General features: G+C 67.3%; 20 protein-coding genes. 10 read left to right on the forward strand and 10 right to left on the reverse strand.

The annotated features are described in order from the left end of the window. Nucleotides 1-47 precede the first annotated feature (47 nt). The gene (locus ACP15I_RS17315; RefSeq protein WP_424976042.1) at nucleotides 48-1463 is read left to right on the forward strand and encodes a Do family serine endopeptidase; all 1416 of its coding nucleotides are present in this window, start codon (nucleotides 48-50) and stop codon (nucleotides 1461-1463) included. Nucleotides 1464-1537: 74 nt separating this feature from the next. Here ACP15I_RS17315 and ACP15I_RS17320 read toward each other — a convergent pair whose 3' ends face one another. After that, nucleotides 1538-1930 carry an OB-fold nucleic acid binding domain-containing protein gene (locus ACP15I_RS17320; RefSeq protein ID WP_424965560.1) on the reverse strand — a complete coding sequence of 131 codons (393 nt, stop codon included), beginning with the start codon at nucleotides 1928-1930 and terminating at the stop codon, nucleotides 1538-1540. Between the two features lie 109 nt (nucleotides 1931-2039). On the opposite strand from ACP15I_RS17320, the gene ACP15I_RS17325 reads away from it, so the two are divergent. Both ACP15I_RS17325 and ACP15I_RS17330 read left to right on the forward strand, forming a co-directional pair. After that, nucleotides 2040-2363 carry a 2Fe-2S iron-sulfur cluster-binding protein gene (locus tag ACP15I_RS17325; RefSeq protein ID WP_424965562.1) on the forward strand — a complete coding sequence of 108 codons (324 nt, stop codon included), beginning with the start codon at nucleotides 2040-2042 and terminating at the stop codon, nucleotides 2361-2363. Then, on the forward strand, nucleotides 2363-3133 hold the full coding sequence (locus ACP15I_RS17330; protein WP_424976043.1) for an FG-GAP repeat domain-containing protein: 771 nt from the start codon (nucleotides 2363-2365) through the stop codon (nucleotides 3131-3133). The genes ACP15I_RS17325 and ACP15I_RS17330 overlap by 1 nt, the downstream gene beginning before the upstream one ends. Before the next feature lie 7 nt (nucleotides 3134-3140). On the opposite strand, the gene purD is transcribed toward ACP15I_RS17330, so the two are convergent. Next, nucleotides 3141-4403, reverse strand: a complete 1263-nt coding sequence (purD, locus tag ACP15I_RS17335) for a phosphoribosylamine--glycine ligase (RefSeq protein ID WP_424976044.1) — start codon at nucleotides 4401-4403, stop codon at nucleotides 3141-3143. Nucleotides 4404-4481: 78 nt separating this feature from the next. Between purD and xseA the strand changes: the two genes are divergently transcribed. Then, nucleotides 4482-6074: an exodeoxyribonuclease VII large subunit gene (xseA, locus tag ACP15I_RS17340; RefSeq protein WP_424976045.1), complete on the forward strand. Its 1593-nt coding sequence runs from the start codon at nucleotides 4482-4484 to the stop codon at nucleotides 6072-6074. A gap of 3 nt (nucleotides 6075-6077) precedes the next feature. Here the strand turns inward: xseA and ACP15I_RS17345 are convergent, their stop codons facing one another. Continuing rightward, on the reverse strand, nucleotides 6078-6479 hold the full coding sequence (locus ACP15I_RS17345) for a hypothetical protein (RefSeq protein ID WP_424965566.1): 402 nt from the start codon (nucleotides 6477-6479) through the stop codon (nucleotides 6078-6080). 180 nt (nucleotides 6480-6659) lie between these two features. On the opposite strand from ACP15I_RS17345, the gene ftsY reads away from it, so the two are divergent. From ftsY to ACP15I_RS17360, 3 genes are all read left to right on the forward strand, one after another. Next, complete coding sequence (gene ftsY / locus ACP15I_RS17350; protein WP_424976046.1) at nucleotides 6660-8063, forward strand: signal recognition particle-docking protein FtsY; 1404 nt, start codon at nucleotides 6660-6662, stop codon at nucleotides 8061-8063. 93 nt (nucleotides 8064-8156) lie between these two features. Then, nucleotides 8157-9059 carry an EamA family transporter gene (locus ACP15I_RS17355; RefSeq protein WP_424976047.1) on the forward strand — a complete coding sequence of 301 codons (903 nt, stop codon included), beginning with the start codon at nucleotides 8157-8159 and terminating at the stop codon, nucleotides 9057-9059. 14 nt (nucleotides 9060-9073) lie between these two features. Continuing rightward, complete coding sequence (locus ACP15I_RS17360) at nucleotides 9074-9685, forward strand: inner membrane-spanning protein YciB (RefSeq protein WP_424976048.1); 612 nt, start codon at nucleotides 9074-9076, stop codon at nucleotides 9683-9685. Nucleotides 9686-9869: 184 nt separating this feature from the next. Here the strand turns inward: ACP15I_RS17360 and ACP15I_RS17365 are convergent, their stop codons facing one another. The 6 genes from ACP15I_RS17365 to ACP15I_RS17390 form a co-directional block, all read right to left on the reverse strand. Further along, nucleotides 9870-10211: a DUF427 domain-containing protein gene (locus tag ACP15I_RS17365; protein WP_424965570.1), complete on the reverse strand. Its 342-nt coding sequence runs from the start codon at nucleotides 10209-10211 to the stop codon at nucleotides 9870-9872. Nucleotides 10212-10298: 87 nt separating this feature from the next. After that, nucleotides 10299-12098, reverse strand: coding sequence for an aminopeptidase P family protein (locus tag ACP15I_RS17370; protein WP_424976049.1), 1800 nt, complete (start codon nucleotides 12096-12098; stop codon nucleotides 10299-10301). 140 nt (nucleotides 12099-12238) lie between these two features. Next, nucleotides 12239-13366 carry an endonuclease/exonuclease/phosphatase family protein gene (locus tag ACP15I_RS17375; protein WP_424965572.1) on the reverse strand — a complete coding sequence of 376 codons (1128 nt, stop codon included), beginning with the start codon at nucleotides 13364-13366 and terminating at the stop codon, nucleotides 12239-12241. 178 nt (nucleotides 13367-13544) lie between these two features. Further along, on the reverse strand, nucleotides 13545-15419 hold the full coding sequence (cobT, locus tag ACP15I_RS17380; RefSeq protein ID WP_424965573.1) for a cobaltochelatase subunit CobT: 1875 nt from the start codon (nucleotides 15417-15419) through the stop codon (nucleotides 13545-13547). A gap of 58 nt (nucleotides 15420-15477) precedes the next feature. Then, the gene (locus ACP15I_RS17385) at nucleotides 15478-15726 is read right to left on the reverse strand and encodes a helix-turn-helix domain-containing protein (protein ID WP_424965574.1); all 249 of its coding nucleotides are present in this window, start codon (nucleotides 15724-15726) and stop codon (nucleotides 15478-15480) included. A 1-nt stretch (nucleotide 15727) separates the two neighbouring features. Then, on the reverse strand, nucleotides 15728-16249 hold the full coding sequence (locus tag ACP15I_RS17390) for a DUF2975 domain-containing protein (RefSeq protein WP_424976050.1): 522 nt from the start codon (nucleotides 16247-16249) through the stop codon (nucleotides 15728-15730). A 66-nt stretch (nucleotides 16250-16315) separates the two neighbouring features. Between ACP15I_RS17390 and ACP15I_RS17395 the strand changes: the two genes are divergently transcribed. Further along, complete coding sequence (locus ACP15I_RS17395) at nucleotides 16316-16828, forward strand: hypothetical protein (RefSeq protein ID WP_424976051.1); 513 nt, start codon at nucleotides 16316-16318, stop codon at nucleotides 16826-16828. A 14-nt stretch (nucleotides 16829-16842) separates the two neighbouring features. Here the strand turns inward: ACP15I_RS17395 and ACP15I_RS17400 are convergent, their stop codons facing one another. Then, nucleotides 16843-18195, reverse strand: coding sequence for a DEAD/DEAH box helicase (locus ACP15I_RS17400; RefSeq protein WP_424976052.1), 1353 nt, complete (start codon nucleotides 18193-18195; stop codon nucleotides 16843-16845). Nucleotides 18196-18596: 401 nt separating this feature from the next. Between ACP15I_RS17400 and ACP15I_RS17405 the strand changes: the two genes are divergently transcribed. Together ACP15I_RS17405 and pssA are read left to right on the forward strand one after the other, a co-directional pair. Beyond that, nucleotides 18597-19286 (forward strand): phosphatidylserine decarboxylase, encoded by a 690-nt coding sequence (locus ACP15I_RS17405; protein ID WP_424976053.1) that lies wholly within the window; start codon nucleotides 18597-18599, stop codon nucleotides 19284-19286. Beyond that, nucleotides 19283-20056, forward strand: a complete 774-nt coding sequence (pssA, locus tag ACP15I_RS17410; RefSeq protein ID WP_424976054.1) for a CDP-diacylglycerol--serine O-phosphatidyltransferase — start codon at nucleotides 19283-19285, stop codon at nucleotides 20054-20056. The genes ACP15I_RS17405 and pssA overlap by 4 nt, the downstream gene beginning before the upstream one ends. Nucleotides 20057-20262: the final 206 nt, after the last annotated feature.

A 20262-nucleotide genomic window follows, 5' to 3' on the forward strand; every position in this document is an offset into this window, starting at 1 on the left:
CGCAAGTCGCGACCCCCGCGTCCCGGCGGGTAACCCCACTTCACGCGATGGCGGCAGCTCTGCTGGCCCTCGCGCTGGTGCTGGCACAGACCCTCGTCGCACAGGCGCGCGACATGCCCGGCAGCTTTGCCGATCTGGCCGAGCGCGTGAGCCCGGCAGTGGTCAACATCACCACGTCGACCAATGTGGCCACTCCCGGTGGTCCGCAGCCCATCGTGCCCGAAGGCTCCCCGCTGGAAGATTTCTTCCGCGACTTCATGGACCGCCAGCAGGAAGAGGGGCGTCCCGCCCCGCGTCAGCGCCGCTCCAACGCGCTGGGCTCGGGGTTCGTGATTTCCGAGGATGGCTTCATCGTCACGAACAACCACGTGATCGAGCAGGCGGATGAGATCCTGATCGAGTTTTTCTCTGGTGAAGAGCTCGAAGCGACAGTGATCGGGACCGACCCCAACACCGATATCGCCCTGCTGAAGGTCGAGAGTGACACACCGCTGCCCTTCGTGAGCTTCGGCGACAGCGACGCGGCCCGCGTGGGCGACTGGGTGATGGCCGTGGGCAACCCGCTGGGCCAGGGCTTCTCGGTGTCTGCCGGGATCGTCTCGGCGCGCAACCGCGCCCTGTCCGGGACCTATGACGACTACATCCAGACCGATGCGGCGATCAACCGGGGCAACTCGGGCGGTCCGCTCTTCAACATGGATGGAGACGTGATCGGGGTAAACACCGCGATCCTGTCGCCGAATGGCGGCTCGATCGGCATCGGTTTCTCGATGGCGTCGGGCGTGGTGACCAATGTGGTCGACCAGCTCAAGGAGTTTGGCGAGACCCGTCGCGGCTGGCTGGGCGTGCGCATTCAGGATGTCACCGATGACGTGGCCGAGGCGCTGGGCCTCGAAAAGGCCGCCGGGGCGCTGGTCACGGATGTGCCGGATGGCCCGTCCCTCGATGCCGGTATGGAAGCGGGTGACGTGATCCTGACCTTTGACGGGCGCGATGTGGAAGATACGCGCGAGCTTGTGCAGATCGTCGGCAACACCGCCGTCGGCAAGGCCGTGCGCGTGGTCGTGTTCCGGTCCGGCGCGACGCAGACCCTGCTGGTGACCCTGGGTCGCCGCGAGGATGCCGAGCGGGCCGTGCCGGTCTCGGCCCCTGCCGATGAGCCCATCGAGCGGGAGATCATGGGGCTGACCGTGACCGAGCTGAACGATGAGCTGCGCGAGCAGCTCGGGATCACCAACAGCCTTGCCGGTCTGGTGGTCAGCGATGTCGACGAAGATTCCCAGGCCTATGAAAAGGGTCTGCGGGCAGGGGATGTGATCACCGAAGCCGGCCAGGAGAAGGTCGCCTCGGCAGATGATCTCGAGGCGCGTATCGACGCCGCGAAAGAGGCCGGGCGCAACTCGATCCTGCTGCTGGTGCGGCGGGATAACGAGCCGCGCTTCGTGGCGCTCGCACTGAACTGAGCCGCGCGAGACCGAGGTCTCGACGTGAGAGACAGACGCGCCTCCGGGAGACCGGGGGCGCGTTTTTCGTGGGCTCAGGGCTGGTCGGCGGCGCGGCAGATCTCGGGGCGGAGCAGGGCGTCCAGCATGTCGGAGCAATCCTCGATCTCATCGGCGATCAGGTGGAGCACCGCGCCCTCGCGCTGGATCCGGCCCCGAACGCGCAGCATCCGCCCGGCGATCACGGCGCGGCGGTAACGCTCGTAGATCTTGTTCCAGACCACCACATTGATTGTGCCGGTCTCGTCCTCGAGCGTGATGAAGATCACGCCATGGGCCGTGCCCGGCCGCTGGCGCAGCAGGACCAGCCCGGCCACGCAGACCCGCGCGCCATTGGGCGGTCGGTGCATCAGGTCCGCCGGGATACAGGCCGGGGGCCGGGGCCAGGGGGGCTGCGCAGGGGCCGGGAGGTCGCTGGATGGCGGCATGAGAACATAAGTAGAACATCTATCGGGTTTCGCAAGGCTGGCCAATTCTGCATGGCTGATCTATGTGAGAGTTAACACTTGTTTTGCAGAGCAAAGGACGACGGTCAGAATGGCGAAGATCACCTATATCGAGCATAATGGGACGGAGCATGTGGTCGAGGTGGCCAATGGTTTGACCGTCATGGAAGGCGCACGGGACAACAACATCCCCGGCATCGAGGCCGATTGCGGCGGGGCCTGTGCCTGTTCGACCTGCCATGTCTATGTCCATCCCGACTGGGTCGAGAAGATCCCCGGCAAGGAAGCCATGGAAGAGGACATGCTGGATTTTGCATTCGAGCCGGATCCCGCGCGTTCGCGCCTGACCTGCCAGATCAAGGTGAGCGATGCGATTGACGGTCTCGTGGTGCAGATGCCCGAGAAGCAGATCTGATGATCCACCGGGCGCCGCGTCGGGCGGCGCGCTTGTGGGCCGCGCGGGCCCGCGGCGCGTTGCGGGCCGCCGCGCTTGTGGCGATGGCCGCCCCCTGGCTGGCCTCCGGCGCGGCTCAGGCCGCTGAGGGGGTAGTGTCCGCCGAGTATGGGGATGAGACCACCCGCTATGCCCATGGTGTTCTGGGCGATGCCATCGAATATGGCAGCCTGTCCATCGTGACGGATCGCGGGCGTCGCCTGCGCATCGTGCTGCCGGAGCATTCCGTGTTCGAGGATCTGGCCCCGCGGGTGGTGGATCTCGACGGGGATGGCGCGGCGGAGGTCGTGGTGGTCGAGAGCCACCGGGATCTCGGCGGGCAACTCGCGATCTATGGCCCCAAGGGCAAGATTGCCGCCACGCCTCATATCGGGCGTGCCAATCGCTGGCTTGCGCCCATTGGTGCGGCGGATTTCGATGGCGATGGCGCGGTGGAGATCGGCTATATCGACCGTCCGCATCTGGCCAAGACATTGCTGCTCTGGCGCTACGAGAACCGGTCCCTGACCCAAGTTGCCGCCATGCCTGGCGTCACCAATCACCGGATCGGCGAAGATTTCATCTCGGGTGGGGTGCGCGATTGCGCCGGTGCGCTGGAGATGATCGTGGCCGAGGCGAACTGGTCCGGCACGGTTGCTGTCCGGTTCACCGCAGGCCAGCTTTCGCGGCAGGCCTTGCCCTATCCGGCCACCCCGGCGGGCTTTGCCGAGGCGCTGCGCTGCGCGCCCTGAGCACGCCTCAGAGCGCGCGCCAGCCGATGTCGCGCCGCACCATGCTCTCGGGCCAGTCGATCCCGTCCACCAGCGCATAGGCCCTGGCCTGCGCCTCGGCGAGACTTGCGCCACGGGCTGTCGCGTTGAGCACCCGCCCGCCATTGGCCAGAAGCCGTCCTCCCTCGCGCCGGGTGCCCGCATGGAAGACCATGTTGGCGCTGTCCTCGGGCAGATCCTCGACCCCGCGGATCTCGGTGCCCTTCTCATAGGACCCGGGATAGCCCTCGGCGGCGAGCACAACGGTCAGGGCATGGTCCTCGGCCCAGTTGACCTTGGCCTCGGCCAGCTCGCCCTCGGCGCACGCCAGCATCAGATCCAGCGCCTGCGCCCCGAGTCGCATCATCAGGACCTGACATTCCGGATCACCGAAGCGGGCATTGTATTCCACCAGCCGCGCGCGCCCGTTCTCGATCATCAGACCGGCATAGAGCACCCCCTGATAGGGCATGCCGCGCTTGGCCATCTCGTCCATGGAGGGGCGGATGATCTCGTCCAGCGCCTGCTGGGCAATGGCATCGGTCAGGACCGGGGCGGGGGAGTAGGCCCCCATGCCGCCCGTATTCGGCCCCTTGTCGCCGTCAAAGGCGCGCTTGTGATCCTGCGCCGTTCCGATGGGCAGAACCGTCTCGCCATCGCAGAGCACGAAATAGGAGGCCTCTTCACCGGTCATGAACTCCTCGATCACGACCTCGGCTCCGGCCCCGCCAAAGGCCCCGCCGAACATGTCGTCGACCGCCGCGAGCGCCTCGGCCTCGGTCATCGCCACGATCACGCCCTTGCCGGCGGCCAGACCATCGGCCTTGACCACGATGGGCGCGCCCTGCGCCTCGATATAGGCCCGGGCCGCGGCGGCCTCGGTGAAATGCGCATAGGCGGCCGTCGGCGCGCCCGCCGCATCGCAGACCTGCTTGGTAAAGGTCTTGGAGGCTTCGAGCTGGGCCGCCGCCGCCGAGGGGCCAAAGCACAGGATCCCCGCCTCGCGCAGCCGGTCCGCGACCCCGGCGGCCAGGGGCGCTTCGGGCCCGATGATCACGAAATCGATGGCGGCTTCCTCGGCAAAGCTCACCACCGCGTTGCGATCCTCGATATCCAGCGCGGCGCAATCGGCGATCTCGGCCATGCCCGCATTGCCCGGTGCCACGATCAGCCGGTCGCATTTCGGGTTCTGGGATGCCGCCCAGGCCAGGGCATGTTCACGACCGCCGCTGCCGAGAATGAGGATGTTCATGATCTGCCGCGTCCTTTGACTTTTACCCGAGGTTGCCGCGTTCTAAGATGCGACGCAAAGCGAGGCAAGCGAGGCCAAATGTCCGATTTCGATCTGATCGACGATCCCCAGCCGGGCCAGAATGCGCCGGAATTCACGGTCTCGGAGCTTTCGGGCGCGATCAAGCGCACGCTGGAGGGGGAGTTTGGCCGTGTCCGCGTGAAGGGTGAGCTGGGCCGGGTGATGCGGGCGAAGTCCGGCCATCTCTATTTCGACCTCAAGGATGACCGTTCGGTGATCAATTGCACCACCTGGAAAGGTCAGGTGGCAGGCCTCGGCGTGATGCCTGAAGAGGGGCTGGAGGTCGTGGTCGAGGGCAAGCTGAGCGCCTATGCGCCCTCGTCCCGCTACAATATCAATGTGGACCGCATCGCCGTGGCCGGGGTCGGCGCGCTCATGGCGATGCTCGAGAAACGGCGCAAGCAGCTCGCATCCGAGGGGCTGTTCGACGAGGGGCGCAAGCGTCCGATCCCGTTTCTGCCCGAGGTGATCGGCGTGGTGACCAGCCCCTCCGGCGCGGTGATCCGGGATATCCTGCACCGCCTGCGCGAGCGTTGCCCGCGCAAGGTTCTGATCTGGCCGGTGGCGGTGCAGGGGCAGAACTGCGCGCCCGAGGTGTCGAACGCCATTCGCGGCTTCAATGCGCTGACACCGGGCGGAGCGCTGCCGCGACCCGATCTGCTGATCGTGGCGCGGGGCGGGGGCAGCCTGGAGGATCTCTGGGGGTTCAACGAGGAATCCGTGGTGCGCGCCGCGGCCGAAAGCGACATCCCCCTGATCTCGGCCGTGGGGCACGAGACCGACACGACCTTGATCGACCATGCCGCGGATCTGCGCGCGCCCACGCCGACGGCGGCGGCCGAGCGGGCCGTGCCCGTGCGGCTCGACCTGCTGGCGGGGCTCGACACGTTGGGCGCGCGGATGCTGACCGGGTTGACCGGGGGCGTGCGCGCCCGGGGCCAGCGGGTGCGCGACCTGTCCCGGGCCCTGCCGCGCGCCGAGGAGTTGCTGAGCACGCCTTCCCAGCGGCTCGACCATGCGACGGCGCGGCTGCCCACCGCCTTGCGCAGTGCAACCCAGGCCAAGCGCGGCGCGCTGGCCGAGGCGGGGGCCGCCCTGCGTCCCCGGTTGTTGCGCACGCAGATCGAGACGGGCGCGCAGCGGACGGCGCAGGCGGGCACGCGGCTCGATACCGCGCTGCCCCGGGTCGTCACCCTGCAATCCGAGCGCCTGACGACCCGCGCAGCACGGCTGCGCCCCGAGGTGCTCTCCCGGCAGCTGGGTCGCGATGGCGAGCGGCTCGACGCGCTTTCGGCCCGGCTGGCGCGGGTGTCTGCGGCCCAGGTCTCTGGCTGGCGCGCGGCGCTTGAGGGGCTCGAGCGCGTGCGCGCCACCGTGGGCTATGAGGCGACGCTGAAACGGGGCTATGCAGTGGTGCGCGCCGGCGAGGCGATCGTCACGACCCGGGCCGGGGCGGCAAAGGCGTCAGCGCTCGAGATCCAGTTCCAGGATGGACGCCTCGCCGTGGCCACCGGCGACGCGCCCCCGGCAGAGCCGGTCACGCCCAAACCCAAGCCCGCCGCCGCGCGCAAACGCAAGCCACCGGCACCGGATCAGGGCTCGCTCTTCTAGGGGTCACGCCCCGAGATAGGGCTGGTCGCAGATCAGCGGCGCGGGGCTCTCGCGACGCCCCGTAAGGTCATCCAGCGGATCCGCCCCGACCAGCCGCCCCACCAGCCCCTCGGGCTGATCGAAGAAATGCCAGCACTGCGGCGCGTCCGGTGCGTAATCATAAACGAAACAGATGGCATCTTCCTCCGGGTACCAGTGTCCTTCGCGGCACTCCTCCCCTGAGAACCGCCAGGTGACCGACCCGTCGCCGCGATAGGTTTCGGCGCCATAGGCGCGGCCGTATTGCTCGAAATAGATGGTCTTGCCTGTCACCCGCGCCGCGAAATCCACCCCGGAGAGGGGCGTTTCCGCCATGGCCGTGGCAGGAAGGGCCGTGATCAGGCAAAGGCAGAGCGCGCGCAGCATGACCGCAGGCTAGCAATGCGCCCGGCATCCGTCGATCCCTGTTGGCGCGCGGGGCGATGCGGGCGGCAGGGCCGCATCAGGCCCGGGCGAATCCACGCAGAAGCGGGCTGCGGGCTTTTCCTCCGGGACAGGGGGGATTAGGTGTGAGCCAGAGGTGTAGACCCCGCGAGAAGGCCCCCGATGTCGTTTTTCAAGAAGCTCAAGACCCGGATGTTCAAATCCTCCTCGAAGCTGGAGGAAGGGCTGGACGCGATCGTCGAGGACGGGGGCGAGGTTGACGCGACCCCACCGCCCCCCGTGCCCGCGCCAGAGGCCGAGACGGCGAAGCCGCCCGCGCCCGCAGCGCCCATCCCGGAGCCGGAGATCACCCCCGAGCCCCCGTTTGCCACGGCGGACCCTGCCACAGCGGACCAGCCCATCGCGCCCGAGCCCGGTGCCGCGGACTCAGAGCTGCCCGCGCCCGCGGATCCTGTCGAAGAGATTGCGCCCCGCCCAGAGCGCGCGACACCTCCTGAGCCTGAGCCTGAGCCTGAGCCTGAGCCTGAGCCTGAGCCTGAGCCTGAGCCTGAGCCTGAGCCTGAGATCCCCGAGACACCGGCCCCGACGGCCGAGCCCGCACGCAAACCCGGTCTCATGGGTCGTCTTTTCGGCGGAGGCACAGCGCAGCCCGCCCCCGAAACCCCGCAGGCAGCAGCCCCCAAACCCGCCCCTGAGCCCGCTCCTGCGCCAACCCCAAGCGGCCCGACCATGCGCCGCGTCATGGATGATTCCATGCTGGAAAGCCTCGAGGAGGTGCTGATTGCCTCGGATATGGGCGTGGACACCGCCCTGCGGGTCAGTGCGAATATCGCCGAAGGCCGGATGGGGCGCAAAGTCTCCACGGCTGATATCCAGCGGATCCTCTCGGATGAGATCGCCCGCATCATGGAGCCTGTGGCACGGCCCCTGCCGATCTATCCCAAACGCCCCCAGGTCGTCCTGGTGGTCGGGGTCAACGGATCGGGCAAGACCACGACCATCGGAAAGCTGGCAAGCCAGTTCCGGGCCGCTGGAAAATCCGTGGTTATCGCCGCCGGGGATACCTTCCGCGCTGCGGCAGTCGAACAGCTGCAGGTCTGGGGGGATCGTGCCGGTGTGCCGGTGCTCACCGCGCCCGAAGGCTCGGACCCGGCCTCGCTCGCCTTTGACGCCATCAAACAGGCGCAGTCCACCGGCGCGGATCTTCTGATGATCGACACGGCCGGGCGGTTGCAGAACCGCGCGGACCTGATGGAGGAGCTCGCCAAGATCGTGCGGGTGATCCGCAAGGTCGACGAGACCGCGCCCCATAACACCCTGCTTGTGCTGGACGCGACCACGGGACAGAACGCCCTGAGCCAGGTCGAAACCTTCCGCAAACTCGCAGATGTGTCGGGCCTTGTGATGACCAAGCTCGATGGCACGGCCAAAGGCGGCGTGCTCGTGGCGCTGGCCGACAAGTTCGGCCTGCCGATCCACGCCATCGGCGTCGGCGAGCAGATCGACGATCTCGCCCCCTTCGACCCGGAGGAGTTTGCCGATGCGCTCACCGGTCTCGAGCGCTGAGGTCTTAAGTCTCGAAATATCCTCGGGGGGGCGCGGCTTGCCCGCGCGGGGGGCAGACAGCCCCCCTCCGTCCCCCGCCGCAAGGACTAACCGGTGAGCGACTGGCTGATCAGCCTCGAAGGGACCGCAGACGGCAAGTCCCTTGCCCTGATGCTTGCCCTGACGGCGGCGCTCCTGCACGCGATCTTTGGCGCGTTGCAGAAGGGCCGCCACGATCCCTGGTTGTCCCGGGGCGCAATCGACGCGGCCCTCTTCGTCATCGCAACGCCAATCGCCCTCTTCGTCGTGCCCTGGCCCGAGGCCCATATGTGGCCGATCTTCGCGGGCGTGTTCCTGATCCACACCGCTTACAAGATCCTGCAGGGCTTTGCCTATTCCAAGGGGGCCTACACGGTGGTCTACCCGGTCGTGCGCGGAACAGGACCGCTCTTCACGGTGTTCGGGGCCTATCTGATCTTCGGCGAGACCTTCGCCCCGCTGCAATGGGTCGGGGTGGCGGTGCTGCTAGCGGGGATCTTCGGGCTTGCGGCTTACAATCTGGTCCATATCGAGCTGGACCGGGACACGCTTGTGCCGGCGCTGGGGCTGGCGGTGGCGACGGGCCTCTTCGTGGCGCTCTACACGACTTTTGACGCTTACGGCATTCGTGCGACGGCGGATCCCTTTACCTTCCTCGCCTGGTTCTTCTTCATCGATAGCCTCGTGTTCCCCTGGGTGGCTGCCCTGCGCTGGCGCCGGATGGCGGCGGCGCCCGCACTCGGACCGCTCGCCCTGCGCGGGGCCATCGGTGCCGTGGTTGCGATCGGCAGTTTCGGCTCGATCATGCTGGCCACGCGGCTCGACAAGGTGGGAGAGGCCGCGATCCTGCGCGAAACCTCCACCGTCTTTGCGGCCGTGATCGGCTGGGTCTTCCTGAAGGAGACCGTGGGCCCGCGCCGGATGGGCCTGATGGCATTGATTGCGGCGGGGGCTGTGATAGTGGAAGTCGCAGGATGAGTGAGAGAGGCCCGATGGCAGAGCAGAAACCGATCAACCCCTGGGTCAAGATGGCCCTGGAGCTGGGCCCCGTTCTGGGCTTCTTCATCGTCTATATGCGGATCAAGGATGAGGTCTATCCGATCTGGGGCCGCGACTATGACGGGTTCATCGTCGCAACCGCGGGCTTCGTGCCGGTTCTGCTTCTGTCGATCGCGATCCTGTGGAAGCTGACGGGCAAGCTCAGCCGGATGCAGATCATGACCGCCGTGCTGGTCATCGTCTTCGGCGGGCTCACGGTGATCTTCAATGACGAGGCCTTCTTCAAGATCAAGACCACCATCGTCTACGGCATGTTCGCCACGATCCTCGGGATCGGGTTGCTGCGCGGGCAATCCTATCTGGCCTTCGTCATGGAAGATCTGATGCCGCTGGCGCAGGAGGGCTGGATGCGGCTGACCAAGCGCCTGACGGCGATGTTCGCGGCCATGGCCATCGCCAATGAGATCGTCTGGCGGACCATGGATACCGAGTTCTGGGTGAAGTTCGAAACCTTTGCTCTGCCCGCGGCGCTGTTTGCGTTCTTCATCGCGCAGGCGCGGATGCTGGAGCGGTATTCGCTGGAAAAGGACGACCCGGAGACCTGATCGCAACACCGGATGCGCGGGCTGGCAGGGCTGTCAAAATGCGCGCCTGCGGCGCAAGTCCATGCGCACTGCGTGCCAGATTTGGGGGCGATGCCCCCGTCGCGCGCGGCGCGACTCCCCCCTTTCGGCTCTGGGCCCATTGATCCGGCCCCGCGACCCCGTAGCAGGCCGCGAGGCCGTCAGACTAGATGCGTTCGACGGTTACTTTATGCGGGTAGAACGCGATGTGGTCGCGGATACGCGCCACCCCGTCCTTGGGGCTTTCATAGGACCAGCCCGCATCCGGGATCAGCCCGGCGGAGGCGTGGATCGAGTAATAGCTCGCATCGCCCTTGAACGGGCAGTGGGAGCGGGTCTCCGAGGGCTCAAGGAAGGCCATGCCGATATCGGCGCGCGGAAAGTAGATGACCGGATCACTGCTGCCTTCCACAAGCTCCAGGGCATTCTCGCTCTCTGCCAGAACGGCCCCATCCGCCCGGACGGTCCAGACCCCCTCGGCTTTGTGGATCTTGATATGGTCGCTCATGGCACTCCCCTTCCTTCGGTTCTCCGTATCCCGTGTAGTAGGACGCGGACTGTATCAGTTTTGTTGCGATGGTCTGGCCGGTCCCGCTCAGAGCGGTTCGGTCACGCGAAACAGCCAATCCCGGGCCGCGGGGGATACCCGGGCCTCGAGATGGTTGCGCACCCGGGTGTGATAGGCATCGAGCCAGGCGCGTTCAGCCGGGGCCAGCTGGTCGAGATCGATCAGCCGCCGGTCAATGGGCACATAGGTCAGTGTCTCGAATCCCAGCATCTCACGCGCGGGATCGCCGCCCTCGGGCGGGGGCATCTCGGTGACCACGACGAGGTTCTCGATCCGGATCCCGAACGCGCCTTCGCGGTAATAGCCGGGCTCGTTGCTCAGGATCATGCCCGGGCGCAGGGGCACCTCGCTGACACGGCTGAGCCGTTGCGGCCCCTCATGGACGCAGAGATAGACGCCGACCCCGTGCCCGGTGCCATGGTCGTAATCCTGTCCGGCCTGCCAGAGCGGCGCGCGGGCCAGCGCGTCCAGATCACGCCCGGCCAGCCCTTTGGGCCAGCGCGCAAGGCTGACGGAGATCATCCCGCGCAGCACCCGGGTGAAGGCGGCCACGGCCCCCTCGGGCGGAGTGCCCGTGGCCATGGTGCGGGTCACATCCGTTGTGCCATCGGCATATTGCCCGCCGCTATCCACCAGCAGGAGATCTCCGGGGGTGACCGCGCGATTGGTGTCTTCGGTCACTCGGTAGTGCACGATCGCCCCATGGGGACCCGCGCCGCAGATCGTGTCGAAGCTGATGTCGCGCAGAGCACCCGTCGCCGCGCGGAACCCTTCGAGCGCGCGGACCACGTCGATCTCGGTCAGGTTTGCCGGATCCTGCGCATCCAGCCATGCGAGGAACTCGATCATGGCCGCGCCATCGCGCAGATGCGCCTCGGCGGTGCCCGCGATTTCGGCCTTGGTCTTGCAGGCCTTGGGCAGGATGCAGGGATCCTCGGCTGGCTGGACCTCGATCCCGGCGCTCTCGAGCAGATCGAAGATTGCCACGGGGGCGGTGGCCGGATCCACGCGTACGGGACCGGTCAGCGCCATCACCCCGGCGTTCAGGCTGTCGGGGGAATGGATCCGGATATCCGGACCCAGATGGGCATGCAGCGCATCGGACAGTTTTGCTGCATCGATGAACAGATCGCAGGTCCCATCCGCATGCAGGATCGCGAAGGCATGGACCACCGGATTGCGGGGAATGTCCGAGCCACGGATGTTGAGCAGCCAGCACAGGCTGTCGGGCAGGGTCAGGATGGTCGCGGTCGCGCCGTCCTCGCGCAGGGTCGCCGCAATCTCGGCGCGTTTCTCGGCAGAGCTGCGTCCGGCCAGCGCGTCGGGATGGATGATGACCGCACCTTGCGGGGGCGCGGGCTGGTCCGGCCAGATCCGGTTCACGAGGTTCTCGACCCGCTGCAGGCTGAGCCCCGTGCCCAGCCCCTTGCCGAGCCGCGCAATCTCGGAATGGGTGTGCAGCCAGGAGTCGAAGCCGATCACCCCCGTGCCCAACGTCTCGGTCAGCCAGGGCCCGGGCTGGGTCGCGGGCCAGGGTACCGGTGTGAAGGCCTCCGTCGCCACTTGCTGGCGCGCCTGCAGCGTATAGCGCCCGTCCACGAAAACCCCGGCCGTCTTGGCCGTCGCGATGCAGAACCCGGCCGAGCCCGTGAACCCGGTGAGCCAGGCCAGCCGGTCGTCGCGCGGGGCCACATACTCCCCCTGATGGGCATCGGCCCGGGGAATGAGAAAGGCATCGACCCCGGCGCGGGTCATCTCCGCGCGCAGGGCGGCAAGCCGGGGTGGCCCTTGCTCGGGCGTGGTGGTGGCAGAAAAGGATTGAAACATGGAGTCCGACGTCTTGTGCTAGAGGTTCTAAGATAGCGTTTCGCGAGGAAACTGCCATGCCAATCGGTCCGGCCGGTGTCGCGCGGTCCCCGCCGCCCGGCAGGGCGCGGTCTGCGGGATGTTGCGCGGTGCCGCGTGCCCTAGATGTCGAACTCAACCACCACCGGGCAGTGGTCGCTGGCCTTGGGGCGGTCCCAGCCGATGCGGGGATAACGGGCCGTGGCAAGGTTCGGGACCCTGTGGGGCATGCCGGCCCGGAGGATCTCGGGCGTGCCACGGACGCGCTGGGCCAGCGCGGGCGAGACGATGATGTAGTCAAGCTGTGTCTTTGAGCGCCCGCCTGCATAATAATGGGTCCAGCGTTCGGCCTCCGGCTGGGACGCCACGAGGTTGATACCGAACCCGTCCTCGAGCAGCGGAGCGACGCCCGAGCCGTCCTCGCCCGAGGGCGGTTTGTCTTTCCGGGTCTCGTTGAAGCTGCCATCGGGCTGTTTGACCGAGCTGACGAAGCGGTAGTCGAGCGCGTCATTGAGATCGCCGCAAATCGCCCAGAGGGCCGTGGCCGGATCCGCGAATTTGCGGGTGATCAGCTCGCGCACGAGGATCGCCTCGGTCTGACGCGTGGCGAGGGATTTCTCTGCGTCGCGCCCGCCCATGGATTTGAAATGGCAGTTGAAGAGCGACAGGCGATCGTCACCCACGGCCAGTTCCAGCTCGAGACAGTCGCGGCGAAAAACCCGCGCCGCGCGCAAGGAGCGGGCGCGCGATTTGGCAAGGGGGTAGGCCTCCAGAAGGGCCCGGCCCGTGGGGGTGTCGTCGATCACCGATCCGGTGAGCCAGGCGTGACTGCGGCTGTAGAACGGAAATTTCCGGACCGAGATCGCGGCCACATCGATCCCGCGCATGTCGTTGCCCTCATGGAGCACCCGGTTGTGGAAGCTCTCGCCCATGGTCTTCTTCACATAGGCCTCGAGAAAGCGGGTCAGCGGGCCGAAGCCGTCGACCTCTTGCAGGCAGTAGAGATGCGCGTCGGCCTCGGCGATGGCGAGCGCGGTCTGCTGGCGCTTGTCGTCATCCTGCGCGATGGCGGCGGTCTCGACCATGCGTTTGAAGGCGTCGAATTTTGTCAGGTCGTCATCGCCGAAATCGCCGTAGAACTGCACGATGGGCGAGAGGTAGCGCGCGGCATCCGGGTCGGAGAAGGCCGAGAAGTCGAACCGGGTGAAGAGGTTCTCGATGTTGAAGCTGCACAGGCGAAATTTGGTCATGTGAACGGCTCCTTTGGGCGCGGTGCCTTTAGCCTATCACATGCGGGTCCGCGGCGCGCCGCGTCTGGCGGGCGCGGCGGCGGCACGGTCGGGATGTGAGTATTTCAGGAACAATGAGGGGGAGGGCGCGCTGCCCAGTCCGGGCGCGCGTCTCCTCCGTCTGGCGGTTTTTGAGCGGTCAGCCCGCGCGCTTCATGCCCATGACCCGGGCCCGGGCGCGGGGATTGGTGTCGAAGAGCGCGGCGAGTTGTTCGGTCATGGCCCCGGCGAGCTGTTCCACATCGGTGATGGTCACGGCGCGGTCGTAGTAGCGGGTCACGTCATGGCCGATGCCAATGGCGATGAGCTCCACCGCGCGGCGTTTCTCGACCATGGCGATCACGTCGCGCAGGTGCTTTTCGAGGTAATTGGCCGGGTTCACCGAGAGGGTGGAATCATCCACCGGCGCGCCGTCCGAGATCACCATCAGGATCTTGCGGGCCTCGGGCCGCGCGAGCATCCGGCGGTGGGCCCATTCCAGCGCCTCGCCATCGATGTTTTCCTTCAGAAGGCCCTCTTTCATCATCAGGCCGAGATTGTTCCGGGTCCGGCGCATGGGGGCGTCGGCCTGCTTGTAGATGATGTGGCGCAGATCGTTCAGGCGTCCGGGCTGCTGCGGGCGGCCATCGGCGAGCCATTTCTCGCGGCTCAGCCCGCCTTTCCAGGCGCGGGTGGTGAAGCCGAGGATCTCGACCTTGACCTGGCAGCGTTCCAGCGTGCGGGCGAGCACGTCCGCGCAAATCGCCGCGATCGAGATCGGACGCCCGCGCATGGAGCCGGAATTGTCCAGCAGGAGGGTCACAACCGTATCGCGGAACTCGGTGTCCTGCTCGACCTTGAAGCTGAGCGGGGTGGTCGGGTTGGCGACCACACGGGCGAGGCGGCCCACATCGAGGATGCCTTCCTCCATGTCGAATTTCCAGCTGCGGTTCTGCTGGGCTTGCAGCCGCCGCTGCAGCTTGTTGGCCAGACGCGAGACCGCCCCCTTGAGCGGTTCCAGCTGCTGGTCGAGATAGGCGCGCAAGCGTTCGAGCTCGGCCGCCTCGGCCAGCTCCTCGGCCTTGATCTCTTCATCATGCTCGGTCTGGAAGACGATGTAATTCGGATCCGCATCGGAATGGGCGGGCGGGGGTGGCGGGTCCAGCGGGGCTTCGCCCTCGGGCAGCTCGGCCTCGTCGCCAAGCTCCATATCCGCGAAGTCATCCATGGCGACTTCGGCCTGGGCCGGGTCCATCTCCTGCATGTCGGTCGGGTCGGGGGCAGCTTCGCCTTGCTCAGTCTGCTCGTCCCCATCATTGCCTTCATCCGAGGCGCTTTCTTCCTGCTCCTCCTGCTCGGAGCTGTCCTCGGATTCCTCCTCCTGCTGGTCGGGGTCATCGCCCAGCTGATCGCCATAGCCCAGATCGTCGATGATCTGCCGGGCGAGCTTGGCGAAGGCGGCCTGGTCGCTCAGATCCTCCTGCAGGGAGGCGAGCGTGTCCTCGCACTGGTCCTCGATGTGATCGCGCCACAGATCCATCACATTCTGCGCCCCCTCGGGCAGGTCGCGCCCGGTGGCCAGATGACGGATCAGGTAGCCCGCGGCGATGGCCAGCGGGGCCTCGGAGGCCTGGGTGATCTGGTCATAGCCCTTGCGGGTCGCTTCGGCCTCGATCTTGGCGTCGATATTGCCCGCGGTGCCGGGCATGGCGCGCGCGCCCATGGCCTCGCAGCGGGCGGTTTCCATCGCCTCATAGAGGTCGCGCGCCATCTGCCCGGCGGGCTCATATTTCACATGGGTGCCCGCGTCGTGATACTTGCGCCGCATGGCATAGGCATCCGCTGTGCCGCGCGCAAAGAGCACCTCGTCCCGGGTCATCCGGCGGCTGATCTGGGGCAGCCGCATGGCGTCCGAGGTCATGCCGGGCGGGTCCACCGAATAGGTGACGGCGATATCCGGATCATCGGCGAGCACACGGGTCGCCTCGGCCAGCGCCTTCTTGAACGGTTCAACGGGATTGTCGGGCTTGGACATCGGAGCCTGCGTGTCGTGAGAGGGGCCATGCGGCGGGGCCGCTGGACACATATAGGTGTTATGGAGCGGATGGGGAGGATTGGCCAGAGGGCCCGGCCGCCGGATCGCCCTCGAATGTCAACAGATCCCCCGGCTGGCACTCCAGCACGGCGCAGATAGCGGCCAGCGTCTCGAAGCGGACGCCCTTCACCTTGCCGGATTTCAGGAGCGACAGGTTCTGTTCGGTGATGCCGATCCGCCGGGCCAGTTCGCGCGAGCGCATCTTGCGCCGGGCCAGCATCACATCGAGGGTGACGACAATCCCCATCTCAGACAAAAAGCCGGTTTTCATCCGCCTGCCGGGTCGCCTCGGCCATGACCCAGCCCACCACCAGCAACAGCGCCCCGAGCAGTGCCAGCAGAAGGTCGTGACTGGCCAGCGACACTGTCAGCGACCGCGCGCCGGGTGGGTTGTCATGGGTCAGGATCAGGATCGCCACCGTCCGCCCGGCGATCGCCAGCCCCGTGCCGGCCAGCAGGGCAACCCCGATCCGCCGGATGGCGCGCGCGTTCCCGGCGCTGAACACGTCGCCGCGCCCATAGCGGGCGAAAAGACCCCGCGCGGTCCAGAGCGCGATGAGCGCAGGCGCAAAGAGTACCGCCGTCAGCAGGGCAAGTGCGCGCCACTTGCCCGGGGTGATCCCGGTCGCGGTCTCGATCGGCGGCAGGAACGCGGATGGATCCGCCAGCACCACGCCATAGGCGGCAATCAGCGCGGCACAGCCCAACGCGCAGCCATGGGAGAGCCCCCGGCAGAGACGCCCCAGATTTGGTGGAAGAGCAGATCCCATGTTTTCAATCCTCGCAGTGATAGTTTAATGTAAAACAATAAATGATTCGTGTCTAGCGAGGTGTCGATGCGACAACTGACTTGGGTGGCGGCCATCGGGCTCGCCGGATGTGGGCAGGTGCCCGTGATGAGCATGGTGGAGCTTGCGCGCTTTGACCCGCTTTCCAGTGATCTGGCGGCGGTGACGGTCGCGGTGGATGTGAGCGATGGGTTGCGCGTGGCGCCCGAGGGGGCGGTGATGCTGTTGCGCGCGGCGGCGTCCGATGGGCGCGCGGTGTCAGAGGAGTTCATCCTCGACGAGCGCCGCGCGGCTGAGGGGGCGCGCTGGCTCTTCGGGGTCGCAGAGGAAGACGCGGCCCGGCTGGAGGATACGCGTCAGGCGATCCTCGCCCTGAAGGCCGAGGATCCGGACACGGCTGGCCAGCTCTCGGTCTCTGCGGCGCCTTGCATCGCAGGGGCGCGCGCCGAGGGGCCGCAAATTGTGGATGTTTTCATACAGCTTGCGCCGGACCGGCCGTTCGTGCCGGTCGCGCCGCGGCTGGACCTGATCGCAGAGGGCGTGCCCGTGCCCGCCTGTTGAGGCGGGCGCAGGGCTTAGGCCGCGCTGCGCGCGCGGCGCGGCCGCCGACGCTTGTTGCCGGGTTTGCCCGGGGCCTTGCCTGGCCCGCCGGTGCCCTTGGCGCTGCGGCCCGGGTTCGGCGTGGCCGCTGTGGTCTTGCGCTTCTGCCCGCCGCCATTGCCGCCGGGACCGCCGCGGCGGCGACCTGCGCCACCACCACCGCCGCCGTTGCGCTTGGGCTTGGCGCGTTCCTCATCCCGCTCCCACGGGGAGCCACCGGCCACGGGCAGGGTGAGGCCCATCACCTTTTGAACGGCGCGCAACTCGCCCATCTCGTCCTGCGCGACAAAGGCCACAGCCTGTCCGTCGCGCCCGGCGCGGGCGGTCCGCCCGATCCGGTGCACGAAGTTCTCGGGCACGTTCGGCATGTCGTAGTTGTAGACGAAGCGCACATCGGGAATGTCGATCCCGCGCGCGGCCACATCCGTGGCGACCAGCACCTTGAGCGTGCCCTCGCGGAACGCCTTGAGCGCGCGCTCGCGCTGGCCCTGGCTGCGATTGCCATGGATCGCGGCGACCTCGTAGCCCGCGGCAGCAAGCTTGCGGGCCAGCCGGTCGGACCCGTGCTTGGTCCGGGCAAAGACGAGCGCCAGCTCATCGCGGTGATGGGCCAGCAGCTCGATCAGCTTGGAAGGCTTCTCGCTCTGGTCCACGAAATGCACCGATTGGGTGATCTTGTCCGCGACCTTGCCCGGAGGCGAGACCTCTACCCGGACTGGATCAGTCAGGTAGGCGCGGCTCAGCTCTTCCATCTGCTTGGGCATCGTCGCCGAGAAGAGCATCGTCTGACGCTCTTTCGGCAGAAGCGGTGCGATCTTGCGCAGGGCATGGATGAAGCCGAGATCGAGCATCTGGTCGGCCTCGTCCAGCACCAGAAAGCGGGTGTCCGACAGGCGCACGGCCTTGCGGTCCAGAAGGTCGATCAACCGGCCCGGGGTGGCCACGATCAGATCCGCGCCCTTTTCCAGACGCTTGATCTGCGGGTTGATGGAGACGCCGCCCACGATCAGGTTGATCCGCAGATGGCTGCCCTCGGTGAAGCCCCGCAGGCTCTCGGAGATCTGGCTGACCAGCTCGCGCGTCGGCGCGAGGATCAGGCCCCGGCAGGTGCGCGGGGCGGGCTTGGTGCCCTCTTTCAACAGCTTGTCGAGCAGGGGCAGACCGAAGGCGGCGGTCTTGCCGGTGCCGGTCTGGGCGAGACCGAGCACGTCGCGCCCGTTCAGCCCGTGCGGGATCGCTCGGGATTGAATCGGGGTCGGGTCGGTGATGTTCTGGGCGGCGAGGCCGGCCACAAGACGGGGCGAGAGCCCCAGCATATCAAAATCCATGAAGGATCATGTCCTTTCCGCGCCGTTGGGGCGCAGGCATTGGGTCCATGCGGCCCGGTCTGGGCGGCGCATGGCACGGGTGGGTGCGAAGGGCGGCGGGGCGTCTCCCCGGACCGTCAACTCTCCGCAGGGCCCAGGCGTGAATGGGAACCGGTGGGTGGCGATCTGGTGTCCGTCGAAGGTCTTCGGGTCGAGGCCGACGGCTCTGCTCACGCGGCAGGACCAGTTTCGCTGTGGCGTAGATGGGGCAGATCCGCCGCCACGTCAAGGGCTTGGCGCACAAGGCGCAGGTCGGGCGGGGCGCGCCACGGGGGCTCCGTTGCGTCAAACGCGGTTGCAATAGGGCCGATTTGGCCCTAGCGCTTGGGGCGACTGGACCCCGAACGGAGCACGAAGCGCCCATGCGCATGACCGATACCTTCATCAAGCCCATGCATCCCGAGGGCCGGAAATTCGTGGCGATCTTCGCCGCCGTGGCGCTGGCGCTGTTTCTGCTATGGGAGCCGCTCGGCTGGATCGGGGTCGGGGCGACCGTCTGGTGCTATTATTTCTTTCGGGACCCCGAGCGGGTCACGCCGCCGCGCCCCGGGCTGGTGATCAGCCCGGCCGATGGCGTCGTGTCGCTGATCGAGCCTGCGGTGCCGCCTGCCGAACTGGGCATGGCGGACACGCCCCTGACCCGGGTGAGTGTCTTCATGAACGTGTTCAACTGCCATGTGAACCGCGCGCCCGTGCCGGGCACGGTCAAGGCTGTGGCCTATCGCCCGGGCAAGTTCCTGAATGCCTCGCTCGACAAGGCGTCCGAAGACAATGAGCGCAACTCCCTTTGCCTCGAGATGGCCGATGGACGTGAAGTCGCCGTGGTCCAGATCGCCGGGCTGGTGGCGCGGCGGATCGTCAGCTTCGTCTCCGGCGGCGAGGCACTCGCCACCGGGGACCGGTTCGGACTGATCCGGTTCGGCAGCCGGGTCGATGTCTACCTGCCCGAGGGGGTCGAACCCTCGGTGATGGTCGGACAGACCATGGTCGCCGGAGAAACCGTGCTGGCCGATCTTGGCGCGCCGATGGCGGCGGAGGAGCAGCCCGCATGACCCGCCCGCCGCGCAAGCCCCGCAAGGAGTTCGCCATCGTTCAGCTCTTGCCGAACATGCTGACGGTTGCGGCGATCTGCGCGGGGGTGACGGCGATCCGCTTCGGGGTGGACGGCAATTACGAGCGCGCGGTGCTGCTCATCCTGTTTGCCGCGGTTCTGGACGGGCTCGATGGTCGCCTGGCCCGCGCGCTGGGCAGTGACAGCGAGATGGGGGCCGAGCTCGACAGTCTGGCCGATTTCCTGAATTTCGGGGTGGCGCCGCCGCTCCTGATCTATTTCTGGGCCTTGCAGGACATGCGGGGCGCGGCCTGGATTTCGGTGCTGGTCTTTACCGTGTGCTGCGTGGTGCGGCTGGCACGGTTCAACGCCACGAGCAAGGCGGATGAAGGCGCGAGCAAACTGTCGGAATTCTTCACCGGCGTACCCGCGCCTGCGGGGGCGATGCTGGTGATGCTGCCGATGTTTGCCTCTTTCGCGGTGGCCGATGCGCCCATCGTTCCGGGGCCCGTGATCATGATCTACATGATGATCATCGGCTACCTGATGATCAGCCGGATCCCCACATGGTCCTTCAAGACCACGCGGGTCTCGCGGGAGAACGTGAAATTCTTCCTCGTGGGCTTCGTGGCGGTAGTGGCGGCTGTGTTCACCTTTGCCTGGACGACCCTTGTGATTCTGTGCCTGGCCTATGCGGCGGTTGTGGTCTGGGCTCTGGTGATGCGGCGTCCCAAGCCGGAGACGCCGGGCTCCGATCCCGGCGACAGCTGAGCCTTTGGCGGGCAGGGAAGCCCGGTGGCCGCGCCCTGCCTGCGGCAGCGCGCGGCGGACGCGCGAGCAGGTCTTCTGCGGGCTATTGGACTGTCGTCGGTATCTGTGGCGAAGCGGATGCGCTGAGCGGGTCCGCGGGCGCCCCCAGCGGGGCGCCCCCCCCCGGCCGGTCCCCCCCCCGGGGGTGGCGGCGCGCCCCGGGCCGT

Origin of the sequence: Dinoroseobacter sp. S124A, from assembly GCF_049801015.1 — a bacterium.
Taxonomy (GTDB): domain Bacteria; phylum Pseudomonadota; class Alphaproteobacteria; order Rhodobacterales; family Rhodobacteraceae; genus Dinoroseobacter.

Coding starts and splice junctions, on each gene's coding strand:
- ACP15I_RS17345 (WP_424965566.1), bottom strand. CDS start 6,479: ATGCTGCGCGCGCTCTGCCTTTGCCTGATCACGGCCCTTCCTGCCACG.
- purD (WP_424976044.1), bottom strand. CDS start 4,403: ATGAACATCCTCATTCTCGGCAGCGGCGGTCGTGAACATGCCCTGGCC.
- ACP15I_RS17330 (WP_424976043.1), top strand. CDS start 2,363: ATGATCCACCGGGCGCCGCGTCGGGCGGCGCGCTTGTGGGCCGCGCGG.
- cobT (WP_424965573.1), bottom strand. CDS start 15,419: ATGTCCAAGCCCGACAATCCCGTTGAACCGTTCAAGAAGGCGCTGGCC.
- ACP15I_RS17315 (WP_424976042.1), top strand. CDS start 48: ATGGCGGCAGCTCTGCTGGCCCTCGCGCTGGTGCTGGCACAGACCCTC.
- ACP15I_RS17365 (WP_424965570.1), bottom strand. CDS start 10,211: ATGAGCGACCATATCAAGATCCACAAAGCCGAGGGGGTCTGGACCGTC.
- ACP15I_RS17400 (WP_424976052.1), bottom strand. CDS start 18,195: ATGGATTTTGATATGCTGGGGCTCTCGCCCCGTCTTGTGGCCGGCCTC.
- ACP15I_RS17325 (WP_424965562.1), top strand. CDS start 2,040: ATGGCGAAGATCACCTATATCGAGCATAATGGGACGGAGCATGTGGTC.
- ACP15I_RS17395 (WP_424976051.1), top strand. CDS start 16,316: ATGCGACAACTGACTTGGGTGGCGGCCATCGGGCTCGCCGGATGTGGG.
- ACP15I_RS17385 (WP_424965574.1), bottom strand. CDS start 15,726: ATGGGGATTGTCGTCACCCTCGATGTGATGCTGGCCCGGCGCAAGATG.
- ACP15I_RS17390 (WP_424976050.1), bottom strand. CDS start 16,249: ATGGGATCTGCTCTTCCACCAAATCTGGGGCGTCTCTGCCGGGGGCTC.
- ACP15I_RS17405 (WP_424976053.1), top strand. CDS start 18,597: ATGCGCATGACCGATACCTTCATCAAGCCCATGCATCCCGAGGGCCGG.
- xseA (WP_424976045.1), top strand. CDS start 4,482: ATGTCCGATTTCGATCTGATCGACGATCCCCAGCCGGGCCAGAATGCG.
- ACP15I_RS17370 (WP_424976049.1), bottom strand. CDS start 12,098: ATGTTTCAATCCTTTTCTGCCACCACCACGCCCGAGCAAGGGCCACCC.
- ACP15I_RS17360 (WP_424976048.1), top strand. CDS start 9,074: ATGGCAGAGCAGAAACCGATCAACCCCTGGGTCAAGATGGCCCTGGAG.
- ACP15I_RS17375 (WP_424965572.1), bottom strand. CDS start 13,366: ATGACCAAATTTCGCCTGTGCAGCTTCAACATCGAGAACCTCTTCACC.
- ACP15I_RS17320 (WP_424965560.1), bottom strand. CDS start 1,930: ATGCCGCCATCCAGCGACCTCCCGGCCCCTGCGCAGCCCCCCTGGCCC.
- ftsY (WP_424976046.1), top strand. CDS start 6,660: ATGTCGTTTTTCAAGAAGCTCAAGACCCGGATGTTCAAATCCTCCTCG.
- pssA (WP_424976054.1), top strand. CDS start 19,283: ATGACCCGCCCGCCGCGCAAGCCCCGCAAGGAGTTCGCCATCGTTCAG.